Genomic DNA, 15,338 nt, shown 5'->3' with positions numbered 1-15,338 from the left:
GGAGGCTACGACATTTAACCGAACTCAGACCGGCGGCCCCGCGTTCGGCTTCAGGTTCTTCATCACCAACGTCGAATTGAGGCGCTCGACGGCGGGAAGTGCCGAGAGCTGGTCGTCGTAGAAGCGCTGGTAGGCCGGGAGATCGGCGGCGATCACGCGGAGGAGGTAGTCCGGCGAGCCGAAGAGTCGCTGGGCCTCGACGATGTTCGGAATGGCTGCCACCCGGTCTTCGAACTCCGACATCGTGGCGCGGTCGGCCTGACGCAGGGTCACAAAGACTATCGCCTCGAATCCCAAGCCAATCGCACCCGGATCGATGTCTGCCCTGTACCCCCGAATGACGCCGGAGGCCTCGAGATCCCGCAGCCTCCGATGGCACGGAGCCACGGTCAATCCCACCTTGGCTGCGAGCGCGGTGGCAGTCATTCGACCATCCTCTTTGAGGTGGCGCAAAATAGTTCTGTCTATTCCATCAATCACGCAAATATATTACCGAGACAGCGGCAAGTCTGGCTAAAAATGGGAACACTTATGGGCCGATTTTCCATAAAGTTCATGGTGTAACCGCCAGCCAGGAGCCACCATGAATCCTCAGCTTTTCCTCGCCTTCGTCATTGTCGCCGTCACCTTGGCGTGCACCCCGGGCGTCGATTGGGCATATTCGATTGCCGCAGGCCTACGGCAGCGCAGCTTCCTCCCTGCCGTCGCCGGCCTGTGCAGCGGCTACGTGCTGCACACGGCCCTCCTGGTGGCCGGACTCGCGGCCCTCTTGACGGGCGTTCCGGGGCTCCTTGGCTGGCTGACGATCGCGGGCGCCGCCTATTTGCTCTGGCTCGGCGTGAGCACCATGCGATCGTGGCGCGGCGCAAGCTTCAGTGCGGATGACGCCGTCGGGCAGTCCCGAAACCAGTTGCGCACCTTCCTGCAAGGCATGGGCACCAGTGGCATCAACCCCAAGGGCCTGCTGTTCTTCCTGGCACTGGTGCCGCAGTTCGTGAGCCCGGAAGCGTCGTTGCCCGTGCCGGTGCAGTCTGGGGTGCTGGGCCTCACGTTCGTCTTGTTCGCGGGCATCATCTACACGGCGGTGGCGATGACTTCACGAAAATTGCTTCAATCCCGGCCTTCCGCCGCTCGCGTGGTGACCCTTGCGAGCGGCATCATCATGATGGGGCTCGGTGCTGTTCTGTTGGGCGAACAACTGCTTCCGCTGCTCCGGTGACGCGAGCGTCAGTCTAGATCGCTCTGGCGTTCTTCGGCGGCGCGGCCTATCGTCGGCTTCATGTCCGATGAATTTTCAGCCCTCGTGGAGGCCTTCAAGAAGGTCGGCGTATCAAGGGCCTACGGCCCTCCCCTCCAGATCGGCGGAGAAGAACTGATCCCGGTGGCCCTGGTGTCATTCGGATTCGGAGGGGGCGGCGATGGAACCAATGCTGCTGGCGGTGGCGGGGGCGGCTTTGTGCTCCCGGTCGGGGTCTATGGCCGCAATGCGAATGGGCGCGTGACATTCCAGCCGAACACCGTGGTTGTGATGGCCATGTTGCTGCCACTTGTCGGTGCCGTGGGCGTTGCCGTTCGAGGAGTCCTTCGCGCGTTTCGGTCGTAAACGCCGGCGTTACGCCGCGCTAACCGCCAGGTTCGCCGAAGTCTTTGTTCCACAACCGGCGCACCTCGACGTCCCTGCGGATCCCATCGACGACCTCAAGCTCGGTCTCTTCCGACTTGCTGCGCCGGACTCGATTAACGACAAGTGGCCGCGAGTTGGGCCTACGCCTGACCTCAAGCATCGACAGAGCCCGGTCCGTGAGTGCGTCGTTGCGCAAGGCGAGGCTGGTCTTTTTCCTGCGGAGTACCTCGGCGAGTGCGGCTTGGGCCGCCGCCCGCTCCCCCAACGCCCTGAGTGACTGCGCCCGTATCAGCAAGAGCGCCGCAGAGAGGTCGTCCGCGTTGCGGAGCCCGTCCGTCCATCTGACGACGTCGGCGTGCCGCTCAAGTGCCGCCGCCGCGGTGCAGCGGGCCAGCGCCGTGGGCAACGACGGCGGCAGGCTAGCCAGGATGTCGAGGGCCTCCGCCGTCTGGCCCGTCTCCCGAAAGCAGTGCGAGAGGGCAAGGAACACCGATTCCTCGCTGAACAGGACCGGAACATCAATCCGCTCCGCAACCTCAACCCGCGTAACCACCCTGCCAAGGCAACTGCCGGAGAACTGGCTGGCGGCGTCGTCGATCCGTATGGACAAGCCCCGCTGCAGCAGTTCCGAGGCGCGCAGATACCCGCCGTGCTTGTACGCAAGCAGCCCGGCAATCACGTAGCAAAGCCCGGCCCAGCCGGGGTAGGCACGGGCCAGGGTGATGAGGCGGTCCGGTTCCGTGCTGGTGAAAATGGCGTCGTACACCGATTTGGCGGTCTTGCCGGCCAGCCGCTTGAGCTTGGGGACGTCCCCGTCGACGTCGATCCGGCCAGCGGACTTACCCTTCAGGACGCCGGTAATCGCACCGCTCAGGCCCTCCGCAAGTCCACTCACCGAGGTGCGGACGTGTCCGTCACGGAACGGTGTGATGTCCCTCGGGTCGCCGAAAATCGCTCCTTGATTACCGGGAACCGATGGCTCACTCACGGTTGCCCTGCCGTCGCAGGATAATCCATTGCAGAATTGGGCATCACAGAACCATGCTAGCTGGGCTATGTCCCACGCCATCCCCTCTATTTCCCGGGTTTTCGGGAGTAAGATATCCTCGTCGGCAGGGTTCCGACTCCTTGCCGCGATGCGGCCCTCCATTTGAAGGGCCGATCGAAATCGTGATCGGGAGGAGCTATGACCACTGCTTCACACCCCGCGCAGCACCACGTGATGGGGCTGACGCTGCACAACACAGTACTGGGTTTGGGCTGGGTTTTCCTGGCTGTTGGCGTCTTGGGATTTATTCCAGGCATCACCAGCAACTATGGCGCCATGACCTTTGCAGGACATGATTCGGGCGCCATGCTTCTTGGAGTCTTCCAAGTATCCGTCCTACACAACGTTGTCCATCTGCTGTTCGGCGCGGCAGGCCTTTACCTGGCCAGAACCGGCAGGATGGCGCGTGGTTACCTCATTGGTGGCGGCGCAATCTACCTCGTCCTTTGGATCTACGGTCTCATCACCATGTCGAACATGAGCGCTGACTTCGTGCCCATGAACGCCGCGGACGACTGGCTGCACCTGGTTCTCGGCGTTGTCATGGTCGCCCTTGGCCTGTGGCTTGGGCGGGACGCAAGAGAGGAGACGAAGGGCCGCGCCATGTAGCGCACCCTGACTCTGCAGCACCTGCAGTTGCACGACGGCGGCCGTCCCCACCGGGGCGGCCGTCGCCTTGTGTTCTGGGCGCCCAGCCGTTCCGGGGTTGCCTAGTGTTCCAGGTTGCCTAGCCGAGCAGCCGGTGCTCATAGGCGAACGCCACCAGTTGAAGCCTGGTACGCAACCCGAGCTTGCTGAGCACACTGCGCAAATGGGATTTCACTGTGGCCTCAGAGACAAACAGGCTCTCCGCCATCACCGCGTTCCCCAAGCCTTTGGCCGCCAGCAGGAACACGTCACGCTCGCGCGGCGAGAGCTCGTCCATTACGGCGAGGTCCGGCCTTGCCACCGGCACCGTCCTGGCTGCGTGTTGGAAGAGCTCGTGCACCGAACCGGGCGCGATCACCGAGTATCCCGAATAGACCGTCCGGATCGCGGCCAGTAGGAACTCCGGCTCCGCACTCTTGAGCAGGTATCCGCTGGCGCCCGCCTGCACCGCCTCAACCACGGCCTGGTCCCTGTTGAACGTGGTCAGGGCAATGATCTTGGGCTTGTCCACTCCTGCCGCATCGGCTTCCTCTGTGATACGACGCGTGGCCCCGACTCCGTCCAGCACCGGCATCCGAAGGTCCATCAGCATGACGTCCGGCCGCAGCTTGGCCGCAAGCGCCACGGCCTGTTCGCCGTCGTCGGCCTCCCACGCCATGTCCATGTCTGATTGGCTCTGCACCAGCATGCGGATGCCGGCGCGGAAGAGGGGCTGGTCGTCTACCAAGGCAACCGTGATCTGCGCTTCAGCCACGTCCGGCGCTTTCCCGCTCAATGGACGACGACGGCGAAGCGCCCTTGAGTGCAAGCGCCCGCTCCTGCTCAAAGCCCTTTGGGGACACGGTTTCCTGGTCCGCAGCGCCTTCCAGGCCTTCTTCCGAGGGGAGAGGTGCCGGGCGTGAACCGTAGGGGATGAAGACCGTCACACGGAACTGCTCGCCATCGGGCCCGGAGCTGAGCCAACCGCCGGCCAAGTGTGCACGCTCCCGCATTCCGGGGATGCCGCGCCCCACACGCGCCACCTCATCGCCGTCGTCCGTCCCCCCAATCGAAACGGACGCCGGCAGTTCGGAAGCAACGTGCATGGTCAGCCCAGGGCCGCTCCAGTCGAAGTGAAGCCGCACGGCGGTGCCGCGCCCGCCGTGTTTGAGCGCGTTCGTGAGGCATTCCTGGACAATGCGGAAGACGGCGAGTTGCTGGCCAGCGCCAAGCTCAACCGGGACACCGGTCTCGCTCTGTTGGACCTTGAGGCTTCCTTGGCGCATTCGCTCCACAAGAGGCCCCACATCGGTGAGCCGGGGCTGCGGGGTGACCAAGCCGTCGTCGCGCACTCCTTCAATGACGCGCTGTGCGTCCACCAGTGCGTGGCGGGCCGACACCGCGATGTTCTCCAAGGCGTCGAGCACTGCTTTCGGTTGGTCCTGGCTTAGGTAGCGTGTGCCGTCGGCTTGCGCGGCAATGACAGCGAGCGAGTGGGCCAAGACGTCGTGGAGATCGCGGGCGATCCGGGTGCGTTCCTGCTCCACGACGAGTTCGACCTCGGTCTCCTTGAGATTGGCCTGGACGAGGTTCCGGGCTTTGAAGAGGCTTCCGCGTTCTTCGTAGAGGCGCAGGGCGATCCCGACGGCGGCACAGCCTGCGGCGATCAGAAGAAGGATGGAAAACAGTTGCCAACCGTAGTTGGCCAACGCGTACCTGTCGCCCATGAACAACTGCCTAAACCATCCAACGCCGCCCCCGTATCGCCACGAAAGCATGATGAACGTCATCACACCGGCGAAAACGACGTTGCTCCCGGCTACAACAAATTGCAGACGACCTCTCGCGGTCCACATGGAGAACCCCAAGCCAACGAAGGAACCCAAATAGATGGGCCAATCTTGGGAATATGGCTGCGGGATAAAGTACACCAACTGCCCCGTCAGCAAAACGGCCGTGAACCCCAGAGAGAGGACAGGCCGCCATGCCGAGACGGCAATGGCGAATGCAGTCAGGATTAGTATCGCGAATCTTGACAGGATGAGCGTCCACAATTCAGGCCAATGGGGAATCCACGGAGCCATGAATCCCGCGTCCGCCACGCACCACAGGGCGAAAAAGATGACGGCCGCCGCGGGGGCGCCCCATTGCCGTGCAACTTTCAGTGTCTGTTCCATGTCAGCCACCCTATCCACGGCCCGGGACACATCGACGCCGATTTCGCCCTCCTGCGTCCGATCTCAACCCGGAAGCCAGCGGATTCATCCTAGGAGCCAACGCGAGACGTGAGCGAGCGTCGGCCTAAATGCCGCTAAAGGTGAGCGAGGGTTTGTCGAGGCCAACGTTCCATCACATATCGGGCCCAAACCCCAAACGCTCCATCACATATCGGGCCGTGAGCTCGATCGGGCGGGCCCTAACCGGCCACCGCGGCTACCCACACCCCGACCACCCAAGTGCTGGCAGCCAGGCATGCCAGGCCGAATTCCGCCAACATCCCCAAACCAGTCGCTTTGAGCGCGGCGCCACTGGAGACCAACGCCTTCTTGACATCCTTGGTCCGCAGGAGTTCGCTCACGAGGAGTCCGACGGCGAATCCCACAAACAGCCCCACCACCGGAAGAACGAACATCCCCACGATTCCCAGCACAATTCCTGCCAGCACCGATCTGTTGGGGATGCTGTGCTGCTTGAGCTTCCGTCCGGTGAGCACGGCGCTCGACGCCATGCCTGCCAGGACACATGCCGTGCCGATCCCGAAGATCACCCAGCCGATCGCTCCCGCTCCGCCCCAGATGGCCCATGCCAACAGGCTCAGTCCAATCAGGATGCTCCCCGGCAGTACCGGGATGATGGTGCCGACGACGCCTACCGCTATGGCCACGCCGCAGAGAACGGTCACTATCGTTTCGGCGTTCATGGAGCCCAGTCTAGGTGCGGGCCGCCACCGCCGGTCCGCGGCGAGCATGACCTTGGGTTCTTCGGGGTGAAAGTTATAGGGCCTTTGATGCGTCGAGCAACGGACCGAGTTCGTCTTTCCCAGGTGGATTTGCTCCTTGCCGCGAGCAGGTGATCGCTGCGGCGCGGTTGGCGTAGGCGGCCAAGGCGTGCAATTCGTCGGGCGTCAGGCTGTCCAGCCGCGTTCTGCCCCCGGCCCCGAGGGCATCCAGTTGAGCGAGTCCGGAAATGAGCCCTGCCATGAAGGAGTCGCCGGCTCCCACGGTGTCGGCGACGTCGATGGTTTCGGCTGCCGTGTCCACCCGTCCGTTGCGGGACAGGATGACAGGACCGGAGGCTCCACGGGTCAGGGCGACGATTGCCGGGCCGAGTGCCAGCCAGGCCTTGAGGGTTTCGTCCGGGGTCCAGTCAGGATAGAGCCAGCGGAGGTCTTCGTCGCTGGCTTTGACGACGTCGCTGGCCGCCACGAACAGTTCAGCCTGCTCGCGTGCCGTGGCCGCATCGTGGCTGATCGCTGGCCGGCAGTTGGGATCAAAACTGATGGTCGCGTGCTCCCGGGCGGATTCCACGAGGGCCAAGGTCGCCTGATCGCCCGGGGGGAGCACAGTAGCGATCGAACCTGTGTGGACGTGGGTTGAACCCTCGACCGCGGCGAGGGCGGCCAAGGATGCCCCGTTGATGTCCCACGTGACGGAGAAAGTGTACTCGGCGCCACCGTCGGGCCCCAGCGCGGCGAGCGCTGTCGACGTCGGCGCGGTTCCACCGTTGATGACGTCCACACCGTTGGACTGCAGGTGCTCTTCGATCATGAGCCCATACGGGTCATCGGAGTAGTGCGTCACAAGGTTGGTCCTCAGGCCCAGGCGGGCGGCCCCGACGGCCACGTTGAGCGGGCTGCCACCCGGGTGGGCCTGGCTTTCGGTCCGCGCGTGAGGGTCCCGGATGATATCGACGAGGGATTCGCCGATGACGGTCACCGTGGTTTCTTGTGCCATTCTTCTCAGCGGCCCGGGTAAACGACGGCTTTGAGCTGTCCTGGCTGCTTACCGGCCTTGAGTGCTTCTTCTGCCTCGGCCAGCACGAAGCGGCCGGTGACCAAGACATCCAGGTCCACCTTGCCGTCGGCGATCAGCTGGATCGCGAGGGGCCACGTGTTGGTGTAGCGGAACACCCCGGAGAGCCAGATCTCACGGTTCTGGATGTACGAGACGGGGAGTTCGACGTCGTCCGCCCCCAACCCGACCAGAATCACCCGGCCGGCCGGTCCCACGGCTTTGATCCCAGAACGGACAGCCTGCGGTGCGCCGGAAGCGTCAATGAAGGCATCGACGTCGAGCCCCTCCACACTCTCCGTCTTGGCGTTGAGCGCATGCGTGGCGCCGTGCTCCAAGGCGAACGCCAGACGGTCCTCGGCGATGTCCGTGATGTAGATGTCGGTGGCCCCGAAGGCGCGGGCGGCCTGGGCGGCGATGATGCCAATGGGGCCCGCCCCGGCGATCAGGACCCTGCTGCCGGGCTTGATGTCGGCGCGTTCGCAGGCCCACAGTCCGACCGAGAGGGGTTCGATGAGGGCTGCTGCCTCGTCGCTCACGTTGTGGGGGATGTCGTAGGCGAAGTCCGCCTGGATGGTGACGTATTCGGCGAAGGCTCCGTCGATCGGCGGGGTGGCGTAGAACTCGATGTCGGGGCACAGGTTGTAGCGTCCGGCTTTGCACTGCCTGCACTTGCGGCAGGGCCGCTGGGGTTCGACGGCGACACGGTTGCCTATGCGGGCAGGGTCCACGGCGCTTCCGACGGCGGCGATCCGGCCGGAGAGTTCGTGGCCCAGGATCAGCGGGTGGTCAACGACGTAATCGCCGATCCGGCCGTGCTCGTAGTAGTGGACATCGCTGCCGCAGACGCCGACGGCGGCCACCTGGACCAGGACCTGGTCTGGTTCCAGCTCCGGCATGGAAAGCGTTTCCAGGGCCATCTCGCCCTGGCGCTTCAGGATGGAGGCGCGCATGGTGGCCGGCAGTTCGGACTGTGCGAGGGTGTGGGACTGTGCGGTTGGTGTTGTCATCGGAGTAATCCTTGGGAAATCGAAGAGGGAGGGCGGTCTATTTGACGGCGCCGAGCGAGAGGCCTTGGACGAGTTTGTCCTGGGCGGCGAATCCGGCGAACAGCACCGGCAGGGAGATCACGACGGCGGCCGCGCAGACTTTGGCGAGGAACAGGCCCTGGCTCGAGATGAAGCCGGTAAGGAACACCGGCGCGGTGCCGGCCATGACGCCGGTGAGGACCCGGGCCAGGAGCAGTTCGTTCCAGCTGAAAATGAAGCAGATCAGCGCGGTCGCGGCGATGCCGGGCATGGCGACGGGGGCGATGATCGTGCGGAGAATCAACAACAGGCCCGCTCCGTCGATCTCGGCGGCTTCGAGCATCTCCACCGGTACTTCTGCCAGGAAGGAGCGCATCATCCAGACCGCGATGGGGAGGTTCATGGAGGTGTACATCAGGATCAGGAACCAGATGTTGTCCAGCGCACCGGCCGTCTTGGCGAAGAGGAACAGTGGAAGGATCGCGGCCACCACCGGCATCATCTTCGTGGACAGGAAGAAGAACATGACATCGGTCCACTTCTTCACCGGCCGGATGGACAGCGCGTAGGCGGCGGGGATTGCCAGGACCAGGACCAGGACGGTCGAGAGGATGGAGGCTGTGGCGGAGTTGATCAGCGGCGGCCAGGGGCTGACGCCGGAGCTTGCCCCGAAGAATTCCTTGTAGGCGTCCAGGGTGAGGTTGGCTGCGATGGAGGGCGGGTTCGTTGCGGCATCCGTTTCGGAGTGGAACGACGTCAGGATCATCCACAGGACCGGCGTTGCGAACAGCAGGGCGAGGAGCCAGGCCGCGATGCCGGCGGCGGTGTTGTTGCGGGTGGGGTCCATGCGGGTCTTGCCGCGGCGGCGGGAGCCGGCGCCGGGGGCGGCCTGGCCAGGGACTGAGTTGCGGCGTGCGGCAGGGGTGAGGGTGCTCATCGTGCTGCCTCCTTCTTGAAGAGCGAGAATACGGTGCGGAGGGCGAAGGTGGCCACGATGATGGTGCCGATGACCACCACGACGCCGGCGGCGGACGCCAGGCCGTATTCGTTGGCGAAGTAGAACGTCTGGTAGACGGCGTAGGGCAGGTTGGCCGTGCCGAGTCCTCCCGAGGTGAGGGTGAAGACGGCGTCGAAGTTCTGCACGATGTAGATGGCTCCGAGCAAACCGCCGAGCTCGAGGTACTGGCGCAGGTGGGGCAGTGTCAGGTGGCGGAAGATGTCCCACGGGCTGGCCCCGTCCATCTGGGCTGCTTCGACTGTATCCATGGGCCGGGACTGCAACCCTGCCAGCAGGATGAGCATCATGAACGGGGTCCACTGCCAGACCAGGGAGACGATGACGGCGGCCAGGGGTGCCTGGGAGAGCAGGTCCGGCTGGGGCGGGTTGTCGCTGCCGAAGAGGGACCAGATCCAGGTCAGGGCGCCGTTGATCAGCCCATACGTCGGATTGAGGAGGGCGTGCTTCCAGATCAGGGCTGCGGCAACCGGCACCACGAGGAAGGGTGCGATGAGCAGGGTCCGGGCCAGTCCGCGTCCGATGAACTTCTTATCCAGCAGCAGGGCCAGGCCCAGGCCGATAACCAGACTGGCCAGGACAACGGAGACGGTGAGGATGATGGTGGTGAAGATGGCTTGGCGGAGGTCCGGGTCGGTGAGGACCTGGACGTAGTTGCCGAGCCCGGCGAATCCGGTCTGGTCCGGGCGCAGGCTGTTCCAGTTCAGGAACGAAATGATCAGGGTCACCACGAACGGAAGCTGGGTGACGATGATGAGGAAGATCAGGGCTGGCAGCAGCGGCGCACGCCGTGCCCAGGCCAGGGCGCGTTCACGGGACCTGGCGGTCTTGGAAGGTTTGGGGGCGCTGTGCCCGGGCCGGGGAATGCGCGCTGTTGCGGTAGTCATGGTGGGTCTCCTGCGGTTCCGGGGCCGGCACTTTGCGGCGGGCCCCGGAACCGGTTGGTGGGTGGTTACTTCTTGTACTTGTCGCCGATTTTCTGCGCGGCGTCTTGGCCCTTGGCCAGCGCGTCAGCTACAGAGCCCTGGCCGGCGATGGCGGAACTGACCCCTTGGGAGACCGTGGTGCCGAGGTCGGCGAACTCAGGGATGCCGACGAACTGAATACCGACCACAGGGCGCGCCTGGACACCGGGATTCTTCGGGTCTGCGTTTTCAATGGCGGTCCGTTCGGCTTGGAAGAACGGTGCGGCCTTCTGGAAATCTGCGTTCTCGTAGGTGGAGATGCGCTTGCCGGACGGGACCTTGGCCCAGCCGAGCTTGGACGCTACGAGTTCCTCATACTTCTTCGAGCTGGCCCAGGCGATGAACTTGCCCGCGGGATCCTGCTTCTTCGACGCTGCCTGCACGCCCCAGGACCAGGTCCACAGCCAGCCCGAGGATTTGGTTTCCTTCACCGGTGCCTGGACGTAGCCGATCTTGCCCTTGACCGGCGAGTCGGCAGCTTCCAGTGAACCTGCCGCGGAGGTGGCGTCGTACCACATGGCGGTTTTGCTCTGGCTCATGTTGTTCAGGCACTCGGTGAACCCCGCCTGCGCAGCCCCTGCTTCGCCATGAGCGCGGACCAGGTCCACGTAGAACTTGGTGGCTGCGGTGAACTCGGCGGCGTTGACCTTCGCGTTCCAGTCCTTGTCGAACCACGTCCCACCGAAGGTGTTAACCACGGTGGTCAGAGGCGCGAAGACCTGGCCCCAGCCCGGCTGGCCGCGCAGGCAGATGCCCTTCATCCCCGGAGCCGCACCATCAACCTTGGCTGCGAGATCGGCCACCTGGTCCCAGGTGGGCTTCTCCGGCATCGTCAGGCCCTTGGCGTCAAGGATGTCCTTGCGGTACATCAGGAAGGAAGACTCGCCGTAGAACGGTTCGCCGTACAGCTTGCCGTCCTTGCCCGTGAGGGAAGCAGTGTAGGCCGGCAAAATGTCTGATTGATTGAACGACGCGTCCTTGGCTACGTTGTCCAACGGCGCCAGCCAGCCGTTCGCCGAGTAGAACGGGATCTCGTAATTCGACAGCGACGCAACGTCGTACTGTCCTGCCTGGCTGGAGAACTCCTGGCTGATCTTGGCCCGGACGTCATTCTCGGGCAGGACCGTGTAGTTCACCTTGATGCCGGTGTCCTTGGTGAAGTTATCCGCCGTCAGCTTCTGCAGATCCTCCATCTGCGGATTGTTGACCATCAAGACGTTGATGCTGTTCTGGTCGCCGGCAGAGGTGCCGCCACCGGCGCCGGAGCAGGCCGAGGCGGATAGTGCGATGCACAGGGCGCCGGCGGCGAGTGAGGCCACACGTATTTTCGGGCGCATTAAGGACTCCTTTGTTCTTCAAGGGGGTGCCAGTCTCTGCACCTCGACTGCCGTGTCGAGGTACTGGACTGGAGCGAGGCCTGAGATCGGGAATCCGATGTGCCGCGCTTGGTTCCTCAACAGTAGGCGTGTGGGATAGGGCACAACTAGCGCCTCCGTTGCCAATTTCTGATACTAATTTTCCAGAATAGTGCCCGCGCAGGCGCTAATCTGGAGGAAGACATCCCAAGGCGCTGTCCAGATTTCATAAAAGTCGAACGCATGGAGAAACACTATGAGCGCGGTGGAACCGGTCGATGACGCAGCAGCGAGGCTTGCAGAACGGCTCCTCGGCATGCGAGCCAACCGTGAGGTCATCCCCGCCGACCCGAACCACTCGGTCCGGTGGCACGAACACGATTACCCCAGCCCGCTGGCACGCTGGAACTACCACCCCGAATACGAGATCCACCTGATCCGGAAAGGCACGGGAAAATTCATTGTGGGGGACCACATCGGCACCTTCGAGGCCGGCCAGGTGTCCCTGGTAGGTTCCGGCCTGCCGCATGACTGGGTCAGCGACCTTGAGCCCGGGGAAGTGTTGGAGCGGCGGGACGCGGTGATCCAGTTCGATGGAAAATGGGTCCGGCAGGCAGCAGCCACGATTCCGGAAATGGCCGAGGTGAACCCCCTGTTGGAACAATCCGCACGTGGAATCGAATTCCTGGGAACGTCAGCCCGGAAGGCCGCCGAAGCGATCGAGGCGATGGGCACCTCCACCGGATTGGAGCGGCTATACCACCTCTTCGAACTGTTTGCGATCCTTGCCCACGCCCCCCAGGAGGAGCGCCGCTACCTTGCCGACGAATGGTTCAGGCCCCAATTGGACGGCCAGGCCGCCGCCGTGGTGGACATCGTCCTCGAGTACGTGTTCAGCAATCACGCCGGCAACGTCAAGATGTCCGAAGCTGCGGCGCTGGTAGGAATGCCCGAGCCGACATTCTCCAAATACTTCAAACGCTCCACCGGCCAGAACTTCAGCGACCTCGTACGCAAACTCCGGCTGGCCCACGCCCGACGCCTGCTGGAGCGCAGCGACAAAGCCATCTCCGACATTTGCTACGAAGTAGGCTTCTCCAACCTGTCAAATTTCAACCGGCACTTCCTCAACGACGCCGGGGAAACACCCCGGCGCTACCGCCAGCGGTTGCAGGCCTGACGGTTTTCCGGCTGCCGGCCAGAGCGACCTAAGCAAAGAACGACGGCGACCCTCCCCAGCACGGGAGAGTCGCCGTCGTCGGCTCTTGGGGTTGAAAGCGCGGGCTATTCAGCCGCTGCGGCAACAGCCGCCGTGACCGCAGGCGCAACGCGGGGATCCAGCGGACTGGGCACGATGTAGTCGGCGGAGAGGCCTTCCTCGGCCAGCGCGGCGATGGCGCGGGCCGCGGCGATCTTCATGGCGGGGGTGATCCGGCGCGCGCCGGCGTCCAAAGCTCCGCGGAAAATCCCCGGAAAGGCCAGTACGTTGTTGATCTGGTTCGGGAAGTCGCTCCGGCCCGTAGCCACGACGGCCGCGTACTTGACGGCGACCTCGGGCAGGACTTCCGGGTCCGGGTTGGACAGCGCGAACACGATCGAATCCTGGTTCATGAGCTTCAGGTGTTCCTCGGCCAACTTCGAGGAGGAAACGCCGATGAACACGTCTGCGCCCGTGAGGGCTTCGGCGGGTCCGCCGGAAAGGCCGCGGGGGTTGGTCCGCTGGGCGAAGCGGGCCTTGACACTGCCAGAATCAGCCACCAGATCGGCCCGCTCAGCGTTGATGATGCCCTTGGAATCCAGCAGGACGACGTCCTTGACACCCGCGGTCAGCAGGATCTCAGATACGGCGATCCCCGCGGCGCCCGCACCGGAAACCACAACCTTCAGTCCTTCAAGTTCGCGGCCGGTCACCTTGGCGGCGTTCGTCAGCGCGGCGAAAACCACGACGGCGGTGCCGTGCTGGTCATCGTGCATGACTGGGCAGTCGAGGGCTTCGATGAGACGCTCTTCGAGTTCGAAGCAGCGCGGTGCCGAGATGTCTTCGAGGTTCACAGCACCGAAGCTTGGGCGCAGGCGAACCAGGGTCTCGATGATTTCATCCACGTTGGTGGTGTTGAGGACCAGCGGAATCGAGTCCAGGTCACCGAAAGCCTTGAAGAGCGCCGACTTTCCTTCCATGACCGGGAGGGAGGCGCTGGGGCCGATGTTGCCAAGACCCAGGACCGCGGTGCCATCGCTGACAACCACCACGAGGCGCTCGGCCCAGGTGTGCGTGCGGGCAAGCTCTGGATTGGCGTGAATCGCCCTGCTCACCTCAGCGACGCCGGGGGTGTAGGCAATGGAAAGGTCACGCTTGTTCAAAAGCGGCACGGTGCTGGAAACGGAGAGCTTACCGCCTTCGTGGGCGGTGAAGATTTCCTCTTCGCTCAGCGCCAGGGCAGTCAGGTTCTGTTCAGGGGTGATGGTCTCGACGGACACGTCGTTGTCTCCTCAGGCTAGCCGTGAACCCACGGCACAATTCGGGCAGGTGTAGAGGCTTCGGTGCCGAACCAAGGGTGGGTGGTCCGTGCTGTGAAACTCCTGCGGATATGGGCTGCTAGCCGCTTGGGTCCTGTCTTCGTAGGCAGGTCCTTGATAGGAAGACTAGAGACATCCAGCCATAAACACATACTTTTGGTCTTAGTGGTCTAGACCAATTACGCCAGTTGCCGGAAAAGGCTGCATGGCCGCAGCGATCCGGTGGTGATCGAAGCCGGCGCAAGGGCCCTCCAGGAGCGAGTCAGTATCCCACCGAATGACTGCCCGCGGAGGTCGCCCTGATGTGCGCTGGCTATGGCCGGATGAACGTCTTGATGGCGTCAGCGGTGCCGGCTGGATCCATAACGTGGGCGAAGTGGTTTTGTCCGGGCAGTAGTGTCTCGGTCACGTCCGGCAGACCCTGCCGAAGGTGTCGCGAGGCACCAACCAGGTGTGCCGGGCTCGCTTCACCGACGAGAAGCAGGGTCGGGACGTCAGTTTCGATGTACTGCCCAATGAGGACATCCGTATGGTCGATCTCGCTGAGTTCACGTGTCCATGTGGGACTGAGTTCAACCATGCCTGCCCACAAAGGGGACGAGGCCAAGGCCTCGGTTTCTTCCGGGGATATACGCAGAAAATGAGCTGCCGCTACGCGCATGGCTTTGTCGCCGTTTCCTTCTTCAATTGCTGCAGCATAGTCCGCCAGTGCCTGTCCGGCGGTGGGCGCATCGACAGGCAGCGGAGGTTCGTAGAGCACCAAGGAGGAGACCTCGGCCCCGGTACGAACGGCTTCCAGTGCGCAGATTGCTCCGTACGAGTGCCCGAGCAGGGCCGACCCCACGCCGGCAACTTCGAGCACCGCTTTGATGTCGTCGGATTCGGTCCGCAGCGAGTACTCGTTGGCGTCGGAGCTGAGTCCGCGCCCGCGGCGGTCCATGATGTAGACCGTGTTGTTGTCGGCCAGTTGTTCTGCCACGGCGAGCCATTGTTCTCCGGTGGAGATGCTTCCATGGACAAGGACTATCGGCGCGCCCGTGCCCAACTTGCGATATCCAATCAAGGTACCGTCAGCCGATTCCACGGTGTGGTTACTCAGGGATTGAGTGTTCATGGGGAACTCCTTTGTCTAGGTTGAATCGAACATTC

16 protein-coding genes are annotated in these 15,338 nt (G+C 63.6%); 4 read left to right on the top strand and 12 right to left on the bottom strand.

The genetic code is table 11. From position 1 onward, the window contains the following. Positions 1 to 24: 24 nt before the first annotated feature. Positions 25 to 480 carry an Lrp/AsnC family transcriptional regulator gene (locus AC3ANQ_RS01345; RefSeq protein ID WP_234751876.1) on the bottom strand — a complete coding sequence of 152 codons (456 nt, stop codon included), beginning with the start codon at positions 478 to 480 and terminating at the stop codon, positions 25 to 27. Positions 481 to 583: 103 nt separating this feature from the next. Between AC3ANQ_RS01345 and AC3ANQ_RS01340 the strand changes: the two genes are divergently transcribed. Together AC3ANQ_RS01340 and AC3ANQ_RS01335 are read left to right on the top strand one after the other, a co-directional pair. Then, on the top strand, positions 584 to 1,219 hold the full coding sequence (locus AC3ANQ_RS01340; RefSeq protein ID WP_488303454.1) for a LysE family translocator: 636 nt from the start codon (positions 584 to 586) through the stop codon (positions 1,217 to 1,219). A 60-nt stretch (positions 1,220 to 1,279) separates the two neighbouring features. Next, positions 1,280 to 1,603 (top strand): hypothetical protein, encoded by a 324-nt coding sequence (locus AC3ANQ_RS01335; protein ID WP_488303453.1) that lies wholly within the window; start codon positions 1,280 to 1,282, stop codon positions 1,601 to 1,603. Between the two features lie 19 nt (positions 1,604 to 1,622). On the opposite strand, the gene AC3ANQ_RS01330 is transcribed toward AC3ANQ_RS01335, so the two are convergent. Further along, positions 1,623 to 2,612 (bottom strand): hypothetical protein, encoded by a 990-nt coding sequence (locus AC3ANQ_RS01330; RefSeq protein WP_488303452.1) that lies wholly within the window; start codon positions 2,610 to 2,612, stop codon positions 1,623 to 1,625. 198 nt (positions 2,613 to 2,810) lie between these two features. Here AC3ANQ_RS01330 and AC3ANQ_RS01325 point away from each other — a divergent pair, with 198 nt between their 5' ends. Next, a complete protein-coding gene (locus AC3ANQ_RS01325; RefSeq protein WP_488303451.1) occupies positions 2,811 to 3,281 on the top strand; it encodes a DUF4383 domain-containing protein in 471 nt (156 codons plus the stop codon). Positions 3,282 to 3,399: 118 nt separating this feature from the next. Here AC3ANQ_RS01325 and AC3ANQ_RS01320 read toward each other — a convergent pair whose 3' ends face one another. The 8 genes from AC3ANQ_RS01320 to AC3ANQ_RS01285 form a co-directional block, all read right to left on the bottom strand. Beyond that, complete coding sequence (locus AC3ANQ_RS01320) at positions 3,400 to 4,074, bottom strand: response regulator (protein ID WP_488303450.1); 675 nt, start codon at positions 4,072 to 4,074, stop codon at positions 3,400 to 3,402. Beyond that, the gene (locus AC3ANQ_RS01315) at positions 4,067 to 5,476 is read right to left on the bottom strand and encodes a sensor histidine kinase (RefSeq protein WP_488303449.1); all 1,410 of its coding nucleotides are present in this window, start codon (positions 5,474 to 5,476) and stop codon (positions 4,067 to 4,069) included. The genes AC3ANQ_RS01320 and AC3ANQ_RS01315 overlap by 8 nt, the downstream gene beginning before the upstream one ends. A 239-nt stretch (positions 5,477 to 5,715) precedes the next feature. Further along, entirely contained in the window at positions 5,716 to 6,219 is a 504-nt protein-coding gene (locus AC3ANQ_RS01310) for a DUF456 domain-containing protein (RefSeq protein ID WP_488303448.1), read from the bottom strand. A gap of 73 nt (positions 6,220 to 6,292) precedes the next feature. Further along, entirely contained in the window at positions 6,293 to 7,252 is a 960-nt protein-coding gene (locus tag AC3ANQ_RS01305; RefSeq protein WP_488303447.1) for a carbohydrate kinase family protein, read from the bottom strand. Between the two features lie 5 nt (positions 7,253 to 7,257). Continuing rightward, complete coding sequence (locus AC3ANQ_RS01300) at positions 7,258 to 8,319, bottom strand: NAD(P)-dependent alcohol dehydrogenase (RefSeq protein ID WP_488303446.1); 1,062 nt, start codon at positions 8,317 to 8,319, stop codon at positions 7,258 to 7,260. A 37-nt stretch (positions 8,320 to 8,356) separates the two neighbouring features. Further along, positions 8,357 to 9,274, bottom strand: a complete 918-nt coding sequence (locus AC3ANQ_RS01295) for a carbohydrate ABC transporter permease (RefSeq protein ID WP_488303445.1) — start codon at positions 9,272 to 9,274, stop codon at positions 8,357 to 8,359. Further along, the gene (locus AC3ANQ_RS01290) at positions 9,271 to 10,239 is read right to left on the bottom strand and encodes a carbohydrate ABC transporter permease (protein WP_488303444.1); all 969 of its coding nucleotides are present in this window, start codon (positions 10,237 to 10,239) and stop codon (positions 9,271 to 9,273) included. Before AC3ANQ_RS01290 ends, AC3ANQ_RS01295 begins: the two co-directional genes overlap by 4 nt. A 65-nt stretch (positions 10,240 to 10,304) precedes the next feature. Beyond that, positions 10,305 to 11,654, bottom strand: a complete 1,350-nt coding sequence (locus AC3ANQ_RS01285; RefSeq protein WP_488303443.1) for an ABC transporter substrate-binding protein — start codon at positions 11,652 to 11,654, stop codon at positions 10,305 to 10,307. Positions 11,655 to 11,928: 274 nt separating this feature from the next. On the opposite strand from AC3ANQ_RS01285, the gene AC3ANQ_RS01280 reads away from it, so the two are divergent. Beyond that, positions 11,929 to 12,852, top strand: coding sequence for an AraC family transcriptional regulator (locus AC3ANQ_RS01280; RefSeq protein WP_488303442.1), 924 nt, complete (start codon positions 11,929 to 11,931; stop codon positions 12,850 to 12,852). Between the two features lie 104 nt (positions 12,853 to 12,956). Here AC3ANQ_RS01280 and AC3ANQ_RS01275 read toward each other — a convergent pair whose 3' ends face one another. Both AC3ANQ_RS01275 and AC3ANQ_RS01270 read right to left on the bottom strand, forming a co-directional pair. Next, the gene (locus AC3ANQ_RS01275) at positions 12,957 to 14,150 is read right to left on the bottom strand and encodes an NAD(P)-dependent malic enzyme (protein WP_488303441.1); all 1,194 of its coding nucleotides are present in this window, start codon (positions 14,148 to 14,150) and stop codon (positions 12,957 to 12,959) included. Positions 14,151 to 14,502: 352 nt separating this feature from the next. After that, complete coding sequence (locus tag AC3ANQ_RS01270; protein WP_488303440.1) at positions 14,503 to 15,303, bottom strand: alpha/beta fold hydrolase; 801 nt, start codon at positions 15,301 to 15,303, stop codon at positions 14,503 to 14,505. Positions 15,304 to 15,338 lie beyond the last annotated feature (35 nt).

Source organism: Arthrobacter sp. DMZ02-1R (genome assembly GCF_057747935.1).
Note: the sequence above shows the minus strand (reverse complement) of the source record. Positions and strands in the feature narration are given on the sequence as shown.

Coding starts and splice junctions, on each gene's coding strand:
- AC3ANQ_RS01340 (WP_488303454.1), top strand. CDS start 584: ATGAATCCTCAGCTTTTCCTCGCCTTCGTCATTGTCGCCGTCACCTTG.
- AC3ANQ_RS01335 (WP_488303453.1), top strand. CDS start 1,280: ATGTCCGATGAATTTTCAGCCCTCGTGGAGGCCTTCAAGAAGGTCGGC.
- AC3ANQ_RS01325 (WP_488303451.1), top strand. CDS start 2,811: ATGACCACTGCTTCACACCCCGCGCAGCACCACGTGATGGGGCTGACG.
- AC3ANQ_RS01315 (WP_488303449.1), bottom strand. CDS start 5,476: ATGGAACAGACACTGAAAGTTGCACGGCAATGGGGCGCCCCCGCGGCG.
- AC3ANQ_RS01310 (WP_488303448.1), bottom strand. CDS start 6,219: ATGAACGCCGAAACGATAGTGACCGTTCTCTGCGGCGTGGCCATAGCG.
- AC3ANQ_RS01305 (WP_488303447.1), bottom strand. CDS start 7,252: ATGGCACAAGAAACCACGGTGACCGTCATCGGCGAATCCCTCGTCGAT.
- AC3ANQ_RS01300 (WP_488303446.1), bottom strand. CDS start 8,319: ATGACAACACCAACCGCACAGTCCCACACCCTCGCACAGTCCGAACTG.
- AC3ANQ_RS01295 (WP_488303445.1), bottom strand. CDS start 9,274: ATGAGCACCCTCACCCCTGCCGCACGCCGCAACTCAGTCCCTGGCCAG.
- AC3ANQ_RS01290 (WP_488303444.1), bottom strand. CDS start 10,239: ATGACTACCGCAACAGCGCGCATTCCCCGGCCCGGGCACAGCGCCCCC.
- AC3ANQ_RS01285 (WP_488303443.1), bottom strand. CDS start 11,654: ATGCGCCCGAAAATACGTGTGGCCTCACTCGCCGCCGGCGCCCTGTGC.
- AC3ANQ_RS01280 (WP_488303442.1), top strand. CDS start 11,929: ATGAGCGCGGTGGAACCGGTCGATGACGCAGCAGCGAGGCTTGCAGAA.
- AC3ANQ_RS01270 (WP_488303440.1), bottom strand. CDS start 15,303: ATGAACACTCAATCCCTGAGTAACCACACCGTGGAATCGGCTGACGGT.